This window comes from Acinetobacter sp. LCT-H3, assembly GCF_001866125.1.
Taxonomy (GTDB): Bacteria; Pseudomonadota; Gammaproteobacteria; order Pseudomonadales; family Moraxellaceae; genus Acinetobacter; species Acinetobacter schindleri.
Genome location: NZ_MODX01000018.1, coordinates 13,394 through 32,873 on the forward strand (window position 1 = coordinate 13,394; position 19,480 = coordinate 32,873).

Sequence of the window (19,480 nt, forward strand, 5' to 3'; positions counted from 1 at the left end):
ACTGCATTTTATTGTTATTTATACTGATATTGCACAACCGTCGTAAAAATTCCCTTGCCGGCATAGGTTCTAAAGGTTACTCTCGGGCCATAATAGGCCTTCAAACGCTGTCGAACATTTTCAATTGCAATACCATTTCCCCGCTTTAATGCTGCATGATCCTGTGAATATGGGTTTGTTATAATAATATTAATTTGATTTTGCAGGATTTCAATCAATACGCTTATCGTACTCTTTGTTAGAATTTTTTCAACTCCATGGAAAATACTATTTTCTAATAGGGGTTGTAAAGTCAGTAATGGAATTTGGACTTGTGAGTATAAGTCTTTGTTTTCTAATTTCCATTCAAGCTGCAAACGATCACCAAGCCGGATTTGCTCAATCTCCAGATAACGTTGGCACAAATCGATTTCTTCTTGCAAGCTGACCAGCTTTAATTCCTGAAAGCTGGCACGAAACAGTCGGGACAGATTGAGCAGCATATGTTCCGCTTTATCGGGATCAATGCTGATCAGGCTGATAGCACTATTTAAACTATTAAATAAAAAATGTGGTTGAATCCGGGCCTGCATGGCCTGAATCCGTGAATTTAACTCGCTATGGCGTTGACGTGTCCATTGCTCCCTTAAGTAAAGATAACGAAAACACAAAGTTCCGAGCAAAATTCCAAAACTCAGGTGCATTCCGACCTGCTTAAAAGCAATTTCAGATGTAAGATCATACAGATGAAAATTTATGCCAAAATGTATCAGAATGTTTAAACTAACTGTCGTTACCAGCACGATAGCCTGTAATAACAAGAATCCGGTAATCAATGCAGATTTGATCCCCATACGATCAAAATACTGGTGAAACAGTTCTACACAAGCCGCAAATGATAGCAACACCCAGTTAATATAGAGGATGTATTGCAGCAAGTGCATAAAATTGAGCGCTTGCCAGGACTGGGCTTCTGCCAGACTCAGTACCAAAGCCAAAACATTACCGCCAACAAACAGTTCCAGCAGATAACGCCAATTGCCAATCTGGCCAAAAAAATAAGAAGATTGTTGCTGCCCCATCGGATCTGTAACAGATTGAGCAGATGGGACTTCGGCAACAGCCGTTGAATTTGCTATACTCTTTTTCGTTCTACTGCTTTTAATCTTATTGAGCCGACATGACCACATCTTCTAATTCCTCAAATCCATCACAAGCCCAGACTTCGGGTATGTGGGGCGGTCGTTTCTCTGAAGCGACTGATGCTTTTGTTGCTGAATTTACAGCATCTGTACAATTTGACCAACGTTTTTATAAACAAGATATTGCGGGTTCAATTGCGCATGCAACCATGCTTGCAAAAGTGGGCGTGCTGACTGAACAAGAACGTGATGACATCATTGAAGGCCTGACTGCGATTAAGGCAGATATTGAAGCAGGTAATTTCGAGTGGCGCATTGACCTTGAAGATGTGCACATGAACATTGAGTCACGTCTGACTCAGCGTATCGGCATTACAGGTAAAAAATTACATACTGGCCGTAGCCGTAATGACCAGGTGGCAACCGACATCCGCCTTTATGTCCGTGATGAAATTGATGCCATCCTAAAATTATTAGAGAAATTACAAAAAGGCATCCTGGGTCTGGCAGCGAAAAATACCAATACCATCATGCCAGGTTTTACCCATCTGCAAACTGCACAGCCAGTAACTTTTGGTCACCACTTGATGGCTTGGTTTGAAATGCTGGTACGTGACTCTGAGCGTCTGATTGATTGCCGTAAACGTGTTAACCGTATGCCACTCGGTTCTGCTGCTCTGGCAGGTACGACTTACCCGATTGACCGTGCTTATACCGCTGAGCTTCTAGGTTTTGAAGCTGTAGCTGAAAACTCACTTGATGCTGTTTCTGACCGTGACTTTGGTATCGAATTCAATGCAGCAGCATCTTTAATCATGATGCACCTGTCTCGCATGTCTGAAGAAATGATCCTGTGGACATCGGCTCAGTTCAAGTTCGTAAATATTCCAGACCGTTTCTGCACTGGTTCTTCGATCATGCCACAGAAGAAAAACCCAGATGTACCTGAACTGATCCGTGGTAAAACCGGCCGTGTATATGGTGATCTGATGAGCTTGTTGACCCTAATGAAAGGTCAGCCATTAGCCTACAATAAAGACAATCAGGAAGACAAAGAACCACTATTTGATGCAATTGATACCGTTCGTGGTTCATTGATGGCATTTGCGGATATGATTCCTGCATTGGTTCCAAATATCGAAATCATGCGTGAAGCAGCGCTTCGTGGTTTCTCGACTGCAACTGACCTTGCAGATTACCTGGTGAAAAATGGTGTTGCTTTCCGTGATGCACATGAGATTGTAGGTAAAGCCGTTGCGCTTGGTGTTCAGGAAGGCAAAGACTTGTCTGAACTCACCCTTGAACAATTACAGCAATTCTCTGACCTAATCCAGGCAGATGTATTTGAAAAAGCGTTAACTTTAGAAGCCTCTGTAAATGCGCGTAACCACATTGGTGGTACTGCACCTGTACAAGTCGCAGCAGCAATCGAACGTGCTTATGCACGTCTGGAAAAACTTTACGCTTAATTGCGCTATCTTAAATTCGGAGTATTGATATGTCTCGACAAGTATTTTGCCGTAAGTATCAAAAAGAAATGGAAGGCTTAGACTTTGCACCCTTCCCAGGTGCAAAGGGTCAGGAACTGTTTGATACTGTATCTAAACAGGCTTGGCAGGAATGGCTGAAGCATCAAACTACCTTGATCAATGAAAAGCGTTTAAACGTGTTTGAAGCGGATGCAAAAAAGTTTCTTGAAGAACAACGTGAGAAGTTTTTCAATAATGATGAATCATTGGAAAAAGCTGAAGGGCTAAAGCCTGAGTGAAACTTAAAGCGTTGCTTTAAGTTTTACGCAAGACAAACACCAAAGGTGTGCGTAGGCTTTAATTAGAAAGAGTCTCTTATGAAGCTCTTTTTCTTTGATAGAGCACTGCTCTGCCTCGCCGAAAAACAAGCAGCTATGCTGCGCGTAGGCTTTAATCTAAAAGAATCCCCAACTTGGGGATTCTTTTTTATGCACTGCTCTAAAAATTACGCAAGACAAGCGAATCGCGTAGTTTCAAATATCAAGAAGGAGTCTAAGAAGACTCCTTTTTTAGGCACTATACCGCCACGCTGTAAGACAAGCACCGAAGGCGTGCGTAGGCTTTAATTTTAAAAGAGTCTCTTATGAAGCTCTTTTTCTTTGATAGAGCACTGCTCTGCCTCGCCGAAAAACAAGCAGCTATGCTGCGCGTAGGCTTTAATCTAAAAGAATCCCCAACTTGGGGATTCTTTTTTATGCACTGCTCTAAAAATTACGCAAGACAAGCGAATCGCGTAGTTTCAAATATCAAGAAGGAGTCTAAGAAGACTCCTTTTTTAGGCACTATACCGCCACGCTGTAAGACAAGCACCGAAGGCGTGCGTAGGCTTTAATTTTAAAAGAGTCTCTTATGAAGCTCTTTTTCTTTGATAGAGCACTGCTCTGCCTCGCCGAAAAACAAGCAGCTATGCTGCGCGTAGGCTTTAATCTAAAAGAATCCCCAACTTTGGGGATTCTTTTTTATTGCTTCAAGTATTATGCAAAACAAGTACCGAAGATCCGCGTAAGCTTGCCTATGACAGACTCCCTACTTGGGAGTATTTTTCCGCCTAATAAGCAACTTATTGCGTAGAGGCTTCAATCTAAAAAAATCTCCATCATTAGACAGACTTTTTATACGACGCTCAACATGCTGAAAGACAGGAACCGTCCCTCAAGTGAAATCCGAAAAAGGTTTTCTTAAAGCATTTTTTTAATTTTTTCACTTACCTTTCTCTTGATTGCAGAAATGTACCATAAATAAGCAAATAAAATCCCTAGAATTCCCTTCATCTAGTTATCTATTTTCTAATCAATAGATCATATCCTTCCTCTTTTCCTAAACTTCTCAGAACAACAGCTTGCATCAGTTTTAAGATCATTTTTTGTCAATATTATTTATTTTATAGATTAAATTTATTTTAAATATGAAGTTTTACTAATCAATTAAGTTTAAAAATGCTGAATTTACTTATCCAATTTAAAGAATTTAATTATGAGTCTTATTAGATTTAAGCCCTTCATTCATCTCAAAATAATAGATTGTAAACGGCAGATACATGCCACTATAGAAATGCAACATTACACTACAAGAATGTACATGAATTAAAAAATGGATTTCCTATAATAGCAATTAAGAGGATGGCAACATCTTTGTATAATAGCGATAAATATCCCCGATTTCATCCCAGTTCTTCCCCCAAAGGCTGGGTATTTTTTTGCCTGCAAATTACTATACCCCATAAAAAAAGCCCCAGTGACTGGGGCTTGATTCAATATTCGATTAAGGCTGTTTCAGGTAGGGCCAAGCCGCTTTCAGGTAGATAAACATCGACCATAAGGTGAGCACAACTGCAGTATAGAGCAATGCATAAGCCAGCATATCTAGCGGCTGCCAGTTAAGCAGAAATACGGTAATTGCGATCATCTGGAAGGCGGTCTTGTATTTGCCGACTGTAGACACCGCCACACTGGTTCGCGCACCCAGTTCAGCCATCCATTCACGTAAAGCTGATACCGTAATTTCCCGCGAGATAATCACAATTGCAGCAAAGGCCATGGAGATCGAAGGTTGCCATTGCACGAGTACAATCAGTGCAGCTGCAACCATCAGCTTGTCTGCCACCGGATCCAGGAATCGACCAAAAGCCGAAGTCTGGTTCAATGTTCTCGCCAGATAGCCATCAAACCAGTCCGTTACCGCCGCAACCACAAAAATTGCAGTCAACAGCATATGACGCGTCATATCCGGATTGCTTTCATCAATCCCCATCGCCGGCGGCCAATAGGCCACCAATAGAAAGACTGGAATCAGGACAATACGTGCCAAGGTCAAGATGTTTGGAATATTCAGGATACGACCTGTAGTCATAGACACCGCCAATTGTTCCCCTCATGTACGATGAAAATGCACACTTTTATTGAGGTTTGATCCATCGTTAATAGGCTTCACTTTATACGAATTGGCCAGCAGTGTCACTAGGCAAACACTGTCACTGTCTGTCTGGCAATCGCAATCAGGCGATTTTCAGCATCCCACAGATAGGCATGTTCTGTCGCGTAGCCATCTGCTGCATGATCAGTAAATACTTTATATTTAAACCAATCATTCAACTGATGTTGTACTGGATGCACATAGGTCACCGTCCAGTTGAGGCTACTGGCTGGTGCAATTTGCTTAAACATCGGCAATACACCGGGTGGCCAGATATCAAAAATTGCCATCAGGTCAGCAACTTCAAATTTGCGGTTTGCGTGTCTTTCTGGATCAAAACGGCACCATCCGCCAAAATCAGGATGATCACTCCCCGTGCATGGCAAATTCACTTCAGCCCAACGAACCTCAAACTGCTGGTAACATTCCGGCATACCTACGTTTGGAGGAATGCTAAACAGGCTTTCTGGAGCTGGATAATCCGGAGCAGATGCCTCCTGATGTACTTGAATAGTCGAGTCACGTGCTACACCAAAACTGGCTAACAAGATACTCTGCACTGCATCATCCTGCCACAGGCGAACTTCAACCGTAGTGACGGATTTACCCTCACGCAGAATTTCTGCAGTTAACCTGACTGGCCGTTGCTGGACCGGCCCCACAAAAGTTACGCTGGTGCTTAAAAGATGTTTCGCCGGGTCATTAATACTCAGCACCGCTTTTTGCATCATCATCGCCGCAGCCAGACCACCATACAGGGTCCGTCCTTGTAACCATCCTGCTGGAAGATCAACCCATTCCTCAACAGCAATCGCTACATACACCTGTTCCAGTGTCATTGTGCATCCCTGTGGTTCATTTTAGTTCTGATATCATTCAATAAATTTGAATTGATGTGAATGCTCAATAACTTCTCCGTCACTGAGCACTTTGGCAAATGATTTAATTTGGATTTTTATTCATGCAGTACTTTATAAATAGTACGAGCCATGACTTCACCTAAGCCTGGTACTAACATCAAGTCTTTCTCTGAAGCTTTCAGCACACCTTGAATGCCGCCGAAATGGGTCAGCAGGTCACGACGGCGTTTTGGACCCAGACCGGGAATCACTTCCAGAACTGAAGAGCCTCGTTTCTTGTCGCGTTTGGCACGGTGCTTGGTGATTGCAAAGCGGTGTGCTTCATCCCGTACCTGTTGAATCAGATGCAGGGCTTTATGATCTTCGGGAAGTTGAATCTTGGTGCCATCAGTAAAATGTAAAGTTTCTAAGCCTGGTTTACGTCCTTCACCTTTGGATACACCCACCATAAAAGCGTCCAGACCAAGATCCTGCATGACTTCCATTGCCATATGCAGTTGTCCCTTACCCCCATCAATCAGTAACAGGTCGGGCAACATGTGCTTTTTATAACGTCGGGTCAGCGCCTGACGCATTGCAGCATAGTCATCGCCTTCGGTAATGTCGTTAATCGAGAACTGGCGATAATCCCGCTTACGCGCACCGCCACTATCAAACACCACACAGGATGCGACCGTTTCCTCCCCCATGGTATGTGAGATATCAAAACACTCAATCCGATCCACAGGATGTCCCACCACCTGCTCCAGCTGATGGAAACGCTCATTCAATTCAAAGTGATTCGCCAGTTTCGATTTAATCCCTTGCAGCACATTCATTTGTGCCAGTTCCAGCCATTCGGCACGGGTTTCGCGGACCTTGGACTTGATCTGGATTTTTTTATCAAAATGCTGGGCCAATGCCTGTTCCAGCTCGTTACGATCAGTCACTTCTACATTGACGATCAGTTCTGCTGGAATTTCATCCGCAACCTGGAAATAGAAGTTGGCAATAAAATCACTCAACATCTGACTGAGATCATCGCTCTGGATATCCGGGAAATAGCTTTTACCTCCCAGCATTTTACCATTACGCACATGCATGATCTGTACGCAGGTCACGCCGGCCTTATGGGCAATCGCCAGAATATCGGCTTCACCTTTGACCTTGTAGATCGCTTGATTGGCTTGAACATCACGTAACAGAGCCATACGGTCCCGATAAAATACAGCCTTTTCAAATTCGAGCTGTTCGGCAGCAGCTTCCATTTTGGCAATCAGCTGCTGATTCAGCTCCTTGGTATCGCCTTGCAAGAAGCGAATCGAGTTGTTGACATCTTCCTGATAGTCTTCAGGTGAAATCAGTCCGACACAGGGGCCTGAGCAACGCTTGATCTGGTATTGCAGGCAGGGGCGCTTACGCTGTGCAAAATAGCTGTTTTCACACTGGCGCACATTAAACAGTTTCTGTAAAACGATCAGGGTATCCTTAGCATTGTAAGCACTTGGATAAGGTCCAAAAAACTTGCCCGGTTGATGTTTGCCCTTGCCTCGACCTGCTGCAATCCGTGGATAAGGTTTATCACTAGACACAAAGATATAGACATAGGATTTATCATCGCGCAGCATGATGTTATACGGTGGACGATGCAGCTTGATCAGGTTTTGCTCTAACAGTAATGCTTCAGTTTCAGAACGCACAACCAAAGTCTGAATATCATAAATCCGCGCCACCAATGCTTGGGTTTTCGGATGTTCAAGGGTCTTGACGAAATAACTGGATACGCGGTTTTTCAGGTTTTTTGCCTTCCCCACATACAGCAATTCTCCATCCTTGCCATACATCCGGTATACCCCCGGAAGTGTGGTCATATTCGCCAGGATTTTTTCAATATGGGGACGCGCGTTCTCGTTCACCTGCAACCTATTTTTCACATGCAATATGCAGATAATGTGATGCTTATTGCCTGATTTTCAAGCGCGGTGACAAAATTACCATCAAGCCTGCCCACAAGTGAAGTTTATAAATATGCAATCCCGGTTAATTTATAGGCTCGCCGTTATACTGTGATTGCTAAAAGCTATAAATTTCAACTGATATCTTTGTTATGCTCGACGGGTTCGTTTTTGAGATTCCCCAAGATGACCACGCAGCATTCCGGTTTCCATATCGTCCAGCCTGGTACCTCCACGCATACTGCTTCGGAACGTGACCGCCTGATTGGCAAGCCACGCTTTCACTTTGAATCCAAGGCAGTCATGGACCTGCTTCGGGAACGGATTATTGGGCAGGATGCTGCGCTGAATGAAATTGAAAAGATGCTACATGTGGTCAAGGCTGATTTTTCCAGCCCGGATCGCCCCCTGTCCGTGACCTTGATGCTTGGCCCAACCGGAGTAGGTAAAACCGAGACCGTGCGCCTGATCGCCGAGGCTATCTATGGACGTCCAGATGCGTTTTGCCGTATCGACATGAATACGCTGGCGCAAGAACATTATGCCGCAGCGCTAACAGGTGCGCCCCCGGGTTATGTCGGCTCAAAAGAAGGTCATAGCCTGTTCGATGAAACTGCGATTGCAGGTAGCCATACCCGTCCGGGCATTATGCTATTTGATGAATTAGAAAAGGCTTCAACCGAAGTCATTCGAGGTTTAATGAACGTGCTGGATACAGGTCGTTTAAACCTCACAGCAGGCACCAAGACCATCGATTTTCGGAATTGTATGATCTTTATGACCAGTAATGTTGGCGCGCAAGCTGCCCAGCAATATCTGGAAAAGCTCAGTTATTTGCCGCAGCAGGTTCAGAATCTGTGCCTGAAAAAAGTACCGACACAGCGCATTATTGAAAAGGTCATGCAGCGTAAGTTTGATCCTGAATTTTTGAACAGGATTGACCGTACCCTGCATTATCAGGCTGTACAAAATGATGCTCTGCCACGACTGGTTGAGATTGAGCTGGAAAAACTCAATCAGCGATTACAGCATCAGAAGCGAACTGTGATCCTGACCGATACAGCCAAGGCCTATTTCTATCAAGGGCATGATATTCGCTATGGCGCACGTCATCTGGGTCGCAAGATGCGTATCGAACTAGAACCAGTTTTAGCGGTATATTTTTTAAATCAGCCTGAACAGTCTACGCTGAAGCTAGATTGTATTGAAGGCAATTTAGTGATTCAGCCCGAATAGCTTCAACCACAGAATGAGCGCTTAAGATGCCTGCTGGTTTTGTACCGCATTAATAAATGCCATCTGGTCTTTGGGTGAGATCAGCACAAATTTATTGGTTCCATCTTCACGATAATCCACGCGTAAACGCTTTAGGGACAAAGCGGGCGCAACAGTTGAATAGTCAGTTGGAGTGACCGCCTGAATAGCAGCTACGGGAATCTGCCAGCTAAACCACATACTTTTGACGATCAATTGATCCGCAGTAAGCTGATATCGGGTATTCAGTACAGGCCACCAGATCATCACAATCGTCAGCATATAAACTGCGGTATGCAATGGATATTGCTGCATGGTGCCTTTGGCTGACATCACCAGCAGTAACTGCACCAATAGCCCGGTCATACACACCAGAAAGGCCACCAGCCACCAGTCTTTTTTGGAACGAAATACCTGCATGTGTGCTCCCCCATTCTTAAAGCTATTATTGTAAATCTAAAAATAGGATCTACCAGCAAAATTACCTAACTCATCAGATATTTTAAAAGTGGTACAGCATGAAATAGCAATCATGAATTGCCGTATTGATTACTGTTATTTCCCTTTTAGTTTGTGCTGTTTCTTGACCGCATACATCTTGTCATCGGCACAGCGGATCAGGCTGGCGCTATCCAGATAGCCGCTATTGGCATCGGCCTGATGAATCCCGACACTAAGACTGACCGGCATTGTCAGTTGGCTCAAAGTCTGCTCTACGCGTGGAATAAAGCTTTGCAAGGCATCTGCCTCGGTACAGTTCGGCAATACCACTAGAAACTCATCACCGCCATAGCGGAAACAATAGTCTTCATCCCGGGCAATCTGCTTTAAGGTACTCGCTACTGCCTGAATCACCTGATCACCATAGACATGGCCATATTGGTCGTTTAACAGTTTAAAGTCGTTGATATCAATAAATACCACGGTCACAGGCGCATGCTGTTGCCGTGCACGATAAAGTAGTTCATTTAACATCGAGGTCAGGCTACGCACATTATAAAGCCCTGTCAGTGGATCCAGCCGGGACAGGGTTTCCATTTCCTGTGCATGTGTACCAAGTGCCATGGCATATTCCTGCAGTTTGTGATGGGAGCTATTCACTTCTTTGACCAGGCTCCAGATATAGGTTTCAACCACCAAGGTAATATCAAAGGTATACAGTTTTTCCAGGGTGTCCTGCACCTGCCGCGCCAGGGCTGCATCCGCCACATACTGTTCCACCAGTTTAAAGATGCCTAATTTAATCTGATGCAAGGCAGCCAGATACAGACGCGGCTCTACCCCAATACGTTTATGCACCAATCCGATACGCAAGCGGTTATTGACATAGACACTGTCATAGCAGCCAGAAAACAGATCCAGAATATATTGATGCTGGGCGACCTTGAGGCGTTTAAGTGTATCGACATCACCAATCAGATTATTAATTTCGGGTACAGAGGTTTGATAGTCATAAAATTCAGCCACAGTGTCCTGCAAGCCTGGCTCTATCAGTTCACGCACGGTCGCCAGTGCTGCCAGGGCTTCTTCGGTCAGTCCAAGTAATTGCTTGCGGCGCTGGATGTCGGGCAATGAAATCTGCATCTGCTGCATCAGCGTCTGATCTGTCAATTTCATGCAATGATCTTCTTATTATTGTTCTAGGTTTTTACTTATTTTCACCCATTCTAAGCCGGGCCGATTCACAATCCCAGCCAGCTTATCGGCAAACTACCACCTCACAACCAAACTGCAACAAAGCTGGACTTGGAGCGCGATTTTGATCAGGCTGCAAAACAGCAACAAAGAAATTCTCTGCCCTAAATTGACTTTTTTGACAGTAAAACGATTTTTTCAAAGACTTGAAAAGCCTCGCTATCACCCAATATAAATGGAGTTCTCATTAAAAAATTGTGAGCTGAAACAAAATCTTCAGTTCATTGTGCTTGATAAGAGCCATACTAGAACGCATAACAGTCAAAACAGTTCAGGCAAAAATAGATGACCCTTGCGTCACGGCTTGATACAACTTGTTATGTTCTTTTTGGATATAGTTATCGTAAGATTGGCGAAGCATAAATATGCGCAGGAATCGCGCATAGGCTCTTCACAACATCAACTTAGAAGTCCTCCAAAATAAAGGAGATCAGGCATGATCCACGCTGGCAATGCCATTACCGTCCAAATGCTTTCGGACGGAATTGCAGAATTCCGCTTTGACTTACAAGGTGAGTCGGTCAACAAATTTAACCGTGCAACAATTGAAGATTTTAAAGCTGCAATTGACGCGGTAAAAGCAGACGCTGACATTAAAGGTTTAATCGTCACTTCAGCGAAGTCAACCTTCATCGTAGGTGCAGACATTACTGAGTTCGGTGCGAACTTCGCGCAAGGCGAACAGGCAATTGTAGAATGGGCGCTGCCTGTTCATGACATCTTCAACTCTTTTGAAGATTTAGACATTCCTAAAGTTGCTGCAATCAATGGTCAAGCATTGGGCGGCGGTTTTGAAATGTGTTTAGTGTGTGACTACCGTGTGATGTCTGAAACGGCTGCAGTGGGTCTGCCTGAAATCAAACTCGGTATCTTCCCGGGCTTCGGTGGTACTGTTCGTTTAAGCCGTGTGATCGGTATCGACAATGCGGTTGAATGGATGGCAATGGCCAATCCAAAGAAACCTGCTGCTGCGCTGAAAGACGGTGCTGTTGATGCAGTAGTTGCTGCGGACAAACTGCAAGACGCTGCAATTGATCTAGTTAAACAGGCGATTGCGGGTCGTCTAGACTGGAAAGCAAAACGCCAGGAAAAACTAGATCCTGTTAAGTTGAACATGCTTGAGCAAATGATGGCGTTCAATACAGCGAAAGGTGCGGTTCTTGCAAAAGCAAACCCTGCTCAATATCCAGCGCCAAAATTGATGCTTGATTCACTACAGACAGGTGCAAGCCTTCCACGTAATGAAGCATTAAAAGCAGAAGCACAAGGCTTTGCCAAAGCTGCAGTAACACCGCAAGCAGGTGCGTTGATTGGTCTATTCATCAACGATCAAGTGGTGAAGAAAACTTCCAAGAAATATGAGAAAGGTGCACACCCTGTGAACCAAGCGGCTGTATTAGGCGCAGGTATCATGGGTGGTGGTATTGCTTACCAGGCGGCAAGCAAAGGCACACCAATCATTATGAAAGACATTGGTAATCCACAACTTGCTTTAGGTATGAAAGAAGCAAACGGCTTACTGACCAAACAAGTTGAACGCAAGAAGATGAAGCCTGCTCAAATGGGTGAAACTCTTGCGCGCATCCGCCCAACTTTAAGCTATGATGAGTTTAAAGAAGTGGACATCGTGATTGAAGCGGTGACTGAAAATCCAAAAGTGAAAGGTATCGTACTGAAAGAAACTGAAGCGAAAGTTCGTGAAAACACGATCATTGCTTCGAATACTTCTACGATTTCAATCACGCGTCTGGCTGAAAACCTGGAGCGTCCTGAAAACTTCGTCGGTATGCACTTCTTTAACCCAGTGCACATGATGCCATTGGTAGAAGTGATCCGTGGTGCGAAGACTTCTGACGAAGCGATTGCAACCACTGTGGTACTTGCTCAGAAAATGGGTAAAACACCGATCGTGGTGAATGACTGCCCGGGCTTCCTGGTGAACCGCGTATTGTTCCCTTACTTTGGTGCGTTCGACCTTCTACTGAAAGATGGTGCTGACTTCCAGCAAATCGACAAAGTGATGGAAAAATTCGGCTGGCCTATGGGTCCTGCTTACCTAATCGACGTTGTTGGTATCGACACGGGCGTTCACGGTGCAGAAGTGATGGCGGAAGGTTTCCCTGACCGTATGAAGCCTGACTACAAAGGTTCAATCCAGGTGATGTACGAAAACAAACGTCTTGGTCAAAAGAATGACGTTGGTTTCTACAAATACGAATTGGACCGTAAAGGCAAGAAAGCCAAAGTGGTTGATCCAACTGCATACGAACTTGTGGCTTCTGTTGCAACAGCTGAGAAGCGTGAATTTGATGCGCAAGAAATCATTGACCGTATGATGCTTGCATTCTGTAACGAAACTGTTCGTTGCTTAGAAGACAACATCGTTGCTACGCCTGCTGAAGCAGATATGGCGATGATCATGGGTGTAGGTTTCCCTCCATTCCGTGGCGGTCCATGCCGTTATATCGACCAGACTGGTGTAGCTGAATACGTTGCACTTTGCGACAAGTACGCACACTTAGGTAAGGCTTATGAAGCGCCACAAATGTTGCGTGACATGGCTGCTAACAACAAAAAATTCTACGGTTAAGGAGCAACGTGAATGGCTACTTTAAATCCACGTGACGTTGTCATCGTTGATGGCGTACGTTCAGCAATGGGTAAAACCAAAAATGGTATGTTCCGCAATGTACGTGCTGACAGCCTTTCTGCTGAACTCGTACGTGCGCTTGTTGCTCGTAACCAGTTCGATGTCAACGAAGTTGAAGACGTAATCTGGGGCTGTGTAAACCAGACTCTAGAACAAGGTATGAACATCGGTCGTAACATCGCGTTACTGGCAGATCTTCCTAAGACTGTTGCAGGTCAAACGGTTAACCGTCTGTGTGGTTCGTCTATGCAGGCAATCCATACTGCTGCGGCACAAATCATGACTGGCCAAGGTGATGTGTTCATCATTGGTGGTGTTGAGCATATGGGTCACGTAGGTATGATGCACGGCATCGACCTGAACCCTGAAGCGTCTAAGCACTATGCAAAAGCGTCGAACATGATGGGCTTAACTGCTGAAATGCTTGGTCGTATGAACGGTATTAGTCGTGAAGAACAGGATGCGTTCGGTGTTGAATCTCATCGCCGTGCTTGGGCTGCGACTCAGGAAGGTCGTTTCAAGAACGAAATCATCGGTATTGAAGGTCATGATGCCAACGGTTTTAAACAGCTTTGCGACATCGACGAAGTAATTCGTCCTGATGCAAACCTTGAAGCGTTCAAAGCATTACGTCCAGTATTCGATCCGAAAAGCGGTTCTGTGACTGCTGCGACTTCTTCAGCGTTGTCTGACGGTGCGTCTGCAATGTTATTGATGTCTGCTGAACGTGCGCAAGCGTTGGGTCTTAAGCCACGTGCTGTAATTCGCTCTATGGCGGTTGCAGGCTGTGATGCTGCGATCATGGGCTTTGGTCCGGTTCCGGCAACACAAAAAGCACTTAAACGCGCTGGTCTTGCGATTTCTGATATTCAAACGTTTGAATTGAACGAAGCATTTGCTGCACAAGGTCTGTCTGTTCTTAAAGGCTTAGGCATTTATGACAAGCAAGACATTGTGAACCATAACGGTGGCGCGATTGCATTGGGTCATCCATTGGGTTGTTCTGGTGCGCGTATCACAACAACGTTGTTGAACGTGATGGAACAACAAGATACTCAAATCGGTCTTGCGACCATGTGTATCGGCCTAGGTCAAGGTATTGCAACAGTGATCGAACGTGTTTAATTCTTAAATACATCGACAAAAAGAACCCCGCTTATTGCGGGGTTTTACTTGTTAGATAAAAAATTATACGCTATAAATAGCAATAAATTAATGATTCAAAATTTAACTATGGACTCGAAAGTAAAAACTCTTGAATACTTATCTGTGATTACTTTTCTTCCTTTAAATGATTTACAGCAAAAATTAGAAAAAATTTCATCTGTAATAAGAGAAATCACCGGCATTCCATTTATATCTCCTGCGAATTACTTTCCCTTACCTATAGGCATAGAAGTACCAAACGAAATTCCACGTATGAGTATGGAAACTCATGACGGTTTAATTCGTCTTCAAATATCGGGAAATCAGGTACAGTTTATAGCTAATAATGAAAAAATTTCTTGTTTAGAAAATTTTATGGATTTAATTTATAAAATTTCTGAAAACTTAATTAAAGAATTTAGCTTTAAAATCATTAGAATTGGAGCAGTTTCAAGAAATTATAAAATAATTTCTGAACCTGCTAAATATATTTCAGATAATTATTTAAGTTCTACAATCGATAAGGACTATATTGAATGTAATATTCGTCTTGTCGAAAGACAAACTATAGATTTTTTAAAATTAAATCATGTTTTTCAACTAGAATCAGGATCAATTAATATTCAGGAGACTACATATCAAAAAAATAATGAACCTGTATTATTAATTACTATTGATATAAACTCTGATCAATTTAATAGTCTCCCATTAGACTTGACTATATTAGAAAAATTTGCAACCTATTCAAAAATATATTTAGAATCAAATTATATTGATAATGAGTTAGCTTAATATGTCTGATTCACAAAATAATTCTACTCAATTTTTAACAACTTCATCTAGAGAAAACAATTCCTCGAGCACAAATTTTTCTACTAATTTTAGTAGATATCCACAAAAAATATCATTTCAAAATCAAGAAAATACACTTAATCAAGAACAAATTGAGGCTATTATCAAAGAACAGCTAAAGGAGTATTTTAAAGAAATTACGAATTACAATAATGCATTAGAAAAAAGTAATGAAAAGAAAATTACAACTCAAACTAAAAATATGAAAACTCAGCTTATCAAAACAATAGAAGAGCAATTAGCTCAACAATCTCAAGAAATAAAACAGGCTTTAATTCAATCAACTACGACCCAAATTAATACCCAAGTGACAAACAAAACGAAGGATTTAGATAAAATCGTATTAAAAGCAGAAAATGAAATTAAAGATGCTAGAAATTCAGTTTTCACAACAATTGCACTTTTTGCAGCTTTTTTTACTTTTATTTCAGTAAATGTAAATATTTTCTCAAAAGCTACCTCAATTGAAGAAACCCTTACAATTACTTTATTAATGTGGTCTTGTATCTTAGGATTCCTCATATTGTTTTTTTATTTCCTTAATGAAAAAATTAAAAAAGCTTACTTTAATTTTATGTGGCTTATTTCCTTTATAATTGTAGCTATTTTTATTTTTCATGGTTATTCATTAAATAAAAAAAATGAAGCATTAGCTTTACAATATATATCAAAAAATCAGACTCCTTTTCCTCTGAAATCAACTTTACTAGAAAAAATAATTAATACCCCTTAACTTTTCTTAGTAATGTTATCCCTTTGTAAAATTAGTTTATTTTTCAACCATTAAAACCTTAATTATGAATTACTTAAATTCTTATAAGCGTATGATCAAGCCTCTTTTATCCTACATCCTTAAGGGGTTTATATGAACATGCTTAAAACAATGCTTGCGACTGCAATCCTAGCAACTTCTGCATCGGCAATGGCAACTGAAGCTCAAGTAGCACCTGCCGCTACAACTACTACAGTTCAAACTGTTGCTACAGAAGCGGTTGCACCTGCGCAAGCAAAAGTTGAAGCTGCTCAAGCAACTGTTGCTGATGCCAAACAAGCAACTGAAACAAAAGTTGAAACTGTAAAAACTGAAACAACTGCTCAAGTAGAAACTGCACAAGCAACAGCAGAACAACAAGTTGAAGCTGCAAAAACACAAGTAGCAGAAACGAAAGAAGCAACTGTTGAAACTGCTGCTGAAGTAAAAGACGCAGCTGCTGAAAAAGCTGAAGCTGCTCAAGCAGACGTAAAAGCTGAGAAAAAAGGCTGGTTCTCTTGGTTTAAAAAAGCAGCTTAATCCTGCAATTTAAACTGCAAAGGGATGTCATCTGACATCCCTTTTTATTATCATCTATTTTTAAATACGGCCTGCGACTAAGTAATCAGCCTGTATTTTTCAAATATTAAAAAAATTAAGCTGAGACCTTCTGCGCCAGCATCGTGGCAAAATGTTGTTTAATCCGGTTACCCTGCTCATCCCTGCGATATAGCTCACCAACATCCTCATTGTATTTAATCAGCTTCCAGTCTTGATATAAGGCACTTAATTCACCTTGCTTAAAGGCAAAAGGAAAATCTGGCTGGGCTGGAATGTCATCAGTATCCATGGCACACACAATCAGGTTATAGCCATTCACTTTGGTCGCCTGCTGCATTTGAACAATCAGTGCTGGAACGGTCTTGGCTTGCAGGAACATCATCACTACGGTACAGCAGATAAAATCATAGCTGCCAGAAATACTTGGGTCGGCATTCAAATCCCGCTGTGCAATATGAATCTGCTGAATATCTTCAGCATCAATAATTTTCTGAAATTTTTCCAGACTCTGGGAGTTCACATCCCAGGCATCAACCTCATAGCCCATCTGGTTTAAATACAACGAATTCCGTCCTTCTCCGCAGCCGACATCCAGTGCGCGACCACTGCTTAAGTAAGGCGTAGCAGCCACAATTTCAGAATGTGTTGGAGAAATCGCATATTTTTTATGAAAATAATCTTGTGGGGCGCAATAGAATTTTAACTGGCATTCCACATCTGCACTGGCAGAGACAATCTGATGCCAGCGCTGCGGTTCAATCAATGGCGGTTGCTGCTCAGGTGTAAAAACATGAGTAGATTGCACTTCTCCGCCTTCATCAACCAAGGCAAAAATCAGCTCACCTTTTAAGACTGTCAGTTTGGCCCAAGTACCCGCCTTGGTATTATGCGGACGCTGAAAGCCCTGAGGAATCTGCTCCTGTGTCCAGATCGGCATTTCCTTATAACAGACTAAGTCCTGAGTCATGCAGCATTGCTCCTGTTCTCGCACCATTTTATTCAACTGATAATTTCCTGTTTATCTATAGCATGCTTCTGTTTTTGGCACCATGCTCAGGATGATTTATAGCTAAATGACTCTTTCAGGCTACAAAGCTTCTTCGACAATTTTCTGATTTTTGGTCTTAATTTGCTGCATCTGTTTATTCAGGTTTTCAATATCTTTATACAATGCGATAAAGGGCTGCACCGCTTTTTCATCATGGAACATAAACATGCGGTTGCGTTTTTCCCATTTATATTTCTTGAGCAAGGCAAATAGCTGATCAGCCTTGGCCAGACTCTGCTTTTCAATTTCGAAGATGGCATAAGCATCACTTTCCTGCTGGGTTGCTTTCAGGTTCTGTGCCAACTGCTGACGATAACGCTGCTTGATATCGAGCCGCTTGACCTGTTCAATCTGGCTTTCTTCACGGCGCTGGATGGTCGGCTCATAGTTCTGCACAATCTGATGCACCTGCTTGAGCATGGTCTCAGTTTCTTGATAACCTTGCGCCTGATCTTTCTCCAGACGGTCAATATCCAGAAAATGCTCCCAGTTCGCTGCTTTCAGATCTCGTAAATACTGATTACGTTCTTCAGCGCGATCTCGCATCTGTCCCAATACATATTCCGCCATGACCGCATAATCACCATCCAGACGGTCTTCTTCAATGTCCAACTGAATCGGCTGGCTCCAGTCCTGTGCCTGTTCAAAGATTTCAGCTGTCTTTTCATTCAGAACAATTTCATATTCGATCAGCTCGGCTTCTTCCTGCTGTTGCGCAGTGTATTGATAAAATAGCCATGCAAAGACAACAAGTGTCGCACCAGCCAGGATCATAAAGACACGCGGCATGCACATGCTCCCCTGCTGCAAGTTATGTATAGGTTTACTTTTAACCAATATGCTGATTTTTTAGACATAAATCAATTGTTCTATACAAAAACCCTATGCAGGAACATAGTTCATGCTACGAGGAAATTTCACTGAAATTCCTTTTTTAAGCCAGCTCTGAATCGTTTAATCCTGCCTAGCAACCGTTGGCAGCACACCATTCATTAATCAGCGTTCGGTCAACATTATTCGGATTAAACTGTTCCCGAGCCGCCTGAACTGAAGTGGCATCGCGGTTAATACCAAATGGCACCAGCATCAGATAAATACCATCACGTGGATCAGGAGAACGCAAACCATCGGCAATGGCCTGCACATACTGTTGCAGCCCTGGTGGCAGGTTATCCAGTCGTGCCGGATTGGTGGTAGGCAGAATTTCGATATCACCCGCGAAGTCAGCATTAACCGTATAGTCTTGCAGTTCGCGTTCAATCTTCATCATTCGCATCTTTAAGGCCTGTTTCTGGCTGGATTGTTCTTGCAGGGGAAGCATGAACTCGGTTTCTTCACGCAGTTCACGATCTGCCATCACAGTCAGTGTCGGCAAGGTGACGGAATCGGGTGCAGCATGTGCATTAATCAGACGCAGTGCAGTAAACAGACTCAGTAGCATCAGAAAAGTTGTGTCGAGGGGACGCATAAGGAAAACCTCCGCATCGTCATTTCAGTGGGAGAAACCTTATTCTTGCTTGAACTTATGTAAAGGTGCTGAGTATTACTGTGAGCGTCGATAGACGGTTAATACCGTATGATTACTGGTGTTCGATGTAAACGGTTTTTATGCAGATTGCTTTTGAATAAAAGGTAAATCTCTCGCAAATTCCAGATATAAAAAATCC

At 42.9% G+C, this 19,480-nt stretch carries 20 protein-coding genes; 11 read left to right on the plus strand and 9 right to left on the minus strand.

The features are described 5' to 3' along the window. Positions 1 to 14 precede the first annotated feature (14 nt). Entirely contained in the window at positions 15 to 1,169 is a 1,155-nt protein-coding gene (locus BK820_RS10220; protein ID WP_071320842.1) for a sensor histidine kinase, read from the minus strand. On the opposite strand from BK820_RS10220, the gene argH reads away from it, so the two are divergent. From argH to BK820_RS10245, 5 genes are all read left to right on the plus strand, one after another. Beyond that, positions 1,160 to 2,590: an argininosuccinate lyase gene (argH, locus tag BK820_RS10225; protein ID WP_171260612.1), complete on the plus strand. Its 1,431-nt coding sequence runs from the start codon at positions 1,160 to 1,162 to the stop codon at positions 2,588 to 2,590. The genes BK820_RS10220 and argH overlap by 10 nt on opposite strands. 29 nt (positions 2,591 to 2,619) lie before the next feature. Further along, a complete protein-coding gene (locus tag BK820_RS10230; RefSeq protein WP_005220695.1) occupies positions 2,620 to 2,889 on the plus strand; it encodes an oxidative damage protection protein in 270 nt (89 codons plus the stop codon). A 78-nt stretch (positions 2,890 to 2,967) separates the two neighbouring features. Beyond that, on the plus strand, positions 2,968 to 3,216 hold the full coding sequence (locus BK820_RS10235; protein ID WP_071320843.1) for a hypothetical protein: 249 nt from the start codon (positions 2,968 to 2,970) through the stop codon (positions 3,214 to 3,216). 17 nt (positions 3,217 to 3,233) lie between these two features. Continuing rightward, positions 3,234 to 3,482: a hypothetical protein gene (locus BK820_RS10240; protein WP_071320843.1), complete on the plus strand. Its 249-nt coding sequence runs from the start codon at positions 3,234 to 3,236 to the stop codon at positions 3,480 to 3,482. 17 nt (positions 3,483 to 3,499) lie between these two features. After that, positions 3,500 to 3,721: a hypothetical protein gene (locus BK820_RS10245; RefSeq protein WP_071320844.1), complete on the plus strand. Its 222-nt coding sequence runs from the start codon at positions 3,500 to 3,502 to the stop codon at positions 3,719 to 3,721. Between the two features lie 690 nt (positions 3,722 to 4,411). Here the strand turns inward: BK820_RS10245 and pgsA are convergent. The 3 genes from pgsA to uvrC form a co-directional block, all read right to left on the minus strand. Beyond that, positions 4,412 to 4,999: a CDP-diacylglycerol--glycerol-3-phosphate 3-phosphatidyltransferase gene (gene pgsA, locus BK820_RS10250; RefSeq protein WP_008302472.1), complete on the minus strand. Its 588-nt coding sequence runs from the start codon at positions 4,997 to 4,999 to the stop codon at positions 4,412 to 4,414. Between the two features lie 107 nt (positions 5,000 to 5,106). Then, positions 5,107 to 5,901, minus strand: a complete 795-nt coding sequence (locus BK820_RS10255; protein WP_071320845.1) for an acyl-CoA thioesterase — start codon at positions 5,899 to 5,901, stop codon at positions 5,107 to 5,109. A gap of 116 nt (positions 5,902 to 6,017) precedes the next feature. Continuing rightward, the gene (uvrC, locus tag BK820_RS10260) at positions 6,018 to 7,817 is read right to left on the minus strand and encodes an excinuclease ABC subunit UvrC (protein WP_071320873.1); all 1,800 of its coding nucleotides are present in this window, start codon (positions 7,815 to 7,817) and stop codon (positions 6,018 to 6,020) included. Between the two features lie 225 nt (positions 7,818 to 8,042). Between uvrC and BK820_RS10265 the strand changes: the two genes are divergently transcribed. Then, entirely contained in the window at positions 8,043 to 9,092 is a 1,050-nt protein-coding gene (locus BK820_RS10265; protein ID WP_071320846.1) for an AAA family ATPase, read from the plus strand. 21 nt (positions 9,093 to 9,113) lie between these two features. On the opposite strand, the gene BK820_RS10270 is transcribed toward BK820_RS10265, so the two are convergent. Together BK820_RS10270 and BK820_RS10275 are read right to left on the minus strand one after the other, a co-directional pair. Continuing rightward, the gene (locus BK820_RS10270; RefSeq protein WP_071320847.1) at positions 9,114 to 9,530 is read right to left on the minus strand and encodes a PH domain-containing protein; all 417 of its coding nucleotides are present in this window, start codon (positions 9,528 to 9,530) and stop codon (positions 9,114 to 9,116) included. 135 nt (positions 9,531 to 9,665) lie between these two features. Then, positions 9,666 to 10,727 carry a diguanylate cyclase domain-containing protein gene (locus BK820_RS10275; RefSeq protein ID WP_071320848.1) on the minus strand — a complete coding sequence of 354 codons (1,062 nt, stop codon included), beginning with the start codon at positions 10,725 to 10,727 and terminating at the stop codon, positions 9,666 to 9,668. A gap of 514 nt (positions 10,728 to 11,241) precedes the next feature. Between BK820_RS10275 and fadB the strand changes: the two genes are divergently transcribed. The 5 genes from fadB (at position 11,242) to BK820_RS10300 (ending at position 16,744) form a co-directional block, all read left to right on the plus strand. Next, the gene (gene fadB / locus BK820_RS10280; RefSeq protein ID WP_071320849.1) at positions 11,242 to 13,395 is read left to right on the plus strand and encodes a fatty acid oxidation complex subunit alpha FadB; all 2,154 of its coding nucleotides are present in this window, start codon (positions 11,242 to 11,244) and stop codon (positions 13,393 to 13,395) included. A 12-nt stretch (positions 13,396 to 13,407) separates the two neighbouring features. Then, on the plus strand, positions 13,408 to 14,580 hold the full coding sequence (fadA, locus tag BK820_RS10285) for an acetyl-CoA C-acyltransferase FadA (RefSeq protein WP_071320850.1): 1,173 nt from the start codon (positions 13,408 to 13,410) through the stop codon (positions 14,578 to 14,580). 48 nt (positions 14,581 to 14,628) lie between these two features. Next, on the plus strand, positions 14,629 to 15,393 hold the full coding sequence (locus BK820_RS10290) for a hypothetical protein (RefSeq protein WP_143045192.1): 765 nt from the start codon (positions 14,629 to 14,631) through the stop codon (positions 15,391 to 15,393). A gap of 1 nt (position 15,394) precedes the next feature. Next, complete coding sequence (locus BK820_RS10295; protein WP_071320852.1) at positions 15,395 to 16,186, plus strand: hypothetical protein; 792 nt, start codon at positions 15,395 to 15,397, stop codon at positions 16,184 to 16,186. A 132-nt stretch (positions 16,187 to 16,318) separates the two neighbouring features. Continuing rightward, positions 16,319 to 16,744, plus strand: coding sequence for a hypothetical protein (locus BK820_RS10300; protein ID WP_071320853.1), 426 nt, complete (start codon positions 16,319 to 16,321; stop codon positions 16,742 to 16,744). Between the two features lie 115 nt (positions 16,745 to 16,859). Here BK820_RS10300 and tehB read toward each other — a convergent pair whose 3' ends face one another. From tehB to BK820_RS10315, 3 genes are all read right to left on the minus strand, one after another. After that, a complete protein-coding gene (gene tehB / locus BK820_RS10305) occupies positions 16,860 to 17,732 on the minus strand; it encodes an SAM-dependent methyltransferase TehB (RefSeq protein WP_071320854.1) in 873 nt (290 codons plus the stop codon). Between the two features lie 120 nt (positions 17,733 to 17,852). After that, positions 17,853 to 18,602: a hypothetical protein gene (locus BK820_RS10310; RefSeq protein WP_071320855.1), complete on the minus strand. Its 750-nt coding sequence runs from the start codon at positions 18,600 to 18,602 to the stop codon at positions 17,853 to 17,855. Between the two features lie 175 nt (positions 18,603 to 18,777). Beyond that, the gene (locus tag BK820_RS10315) at positions 18,778 to 19,281 is read right to left on the minus strand and encodes a hypothetical protein (protein WP_071320856.1); all 504 of its coding nucleotides are present in this window, start codon (positions 19,279 to 19,281) and stop codon (positions 18,778 to 18,780) included. Positions 19,282 to 19,480 lie beyond the last annotated feature (199 nt).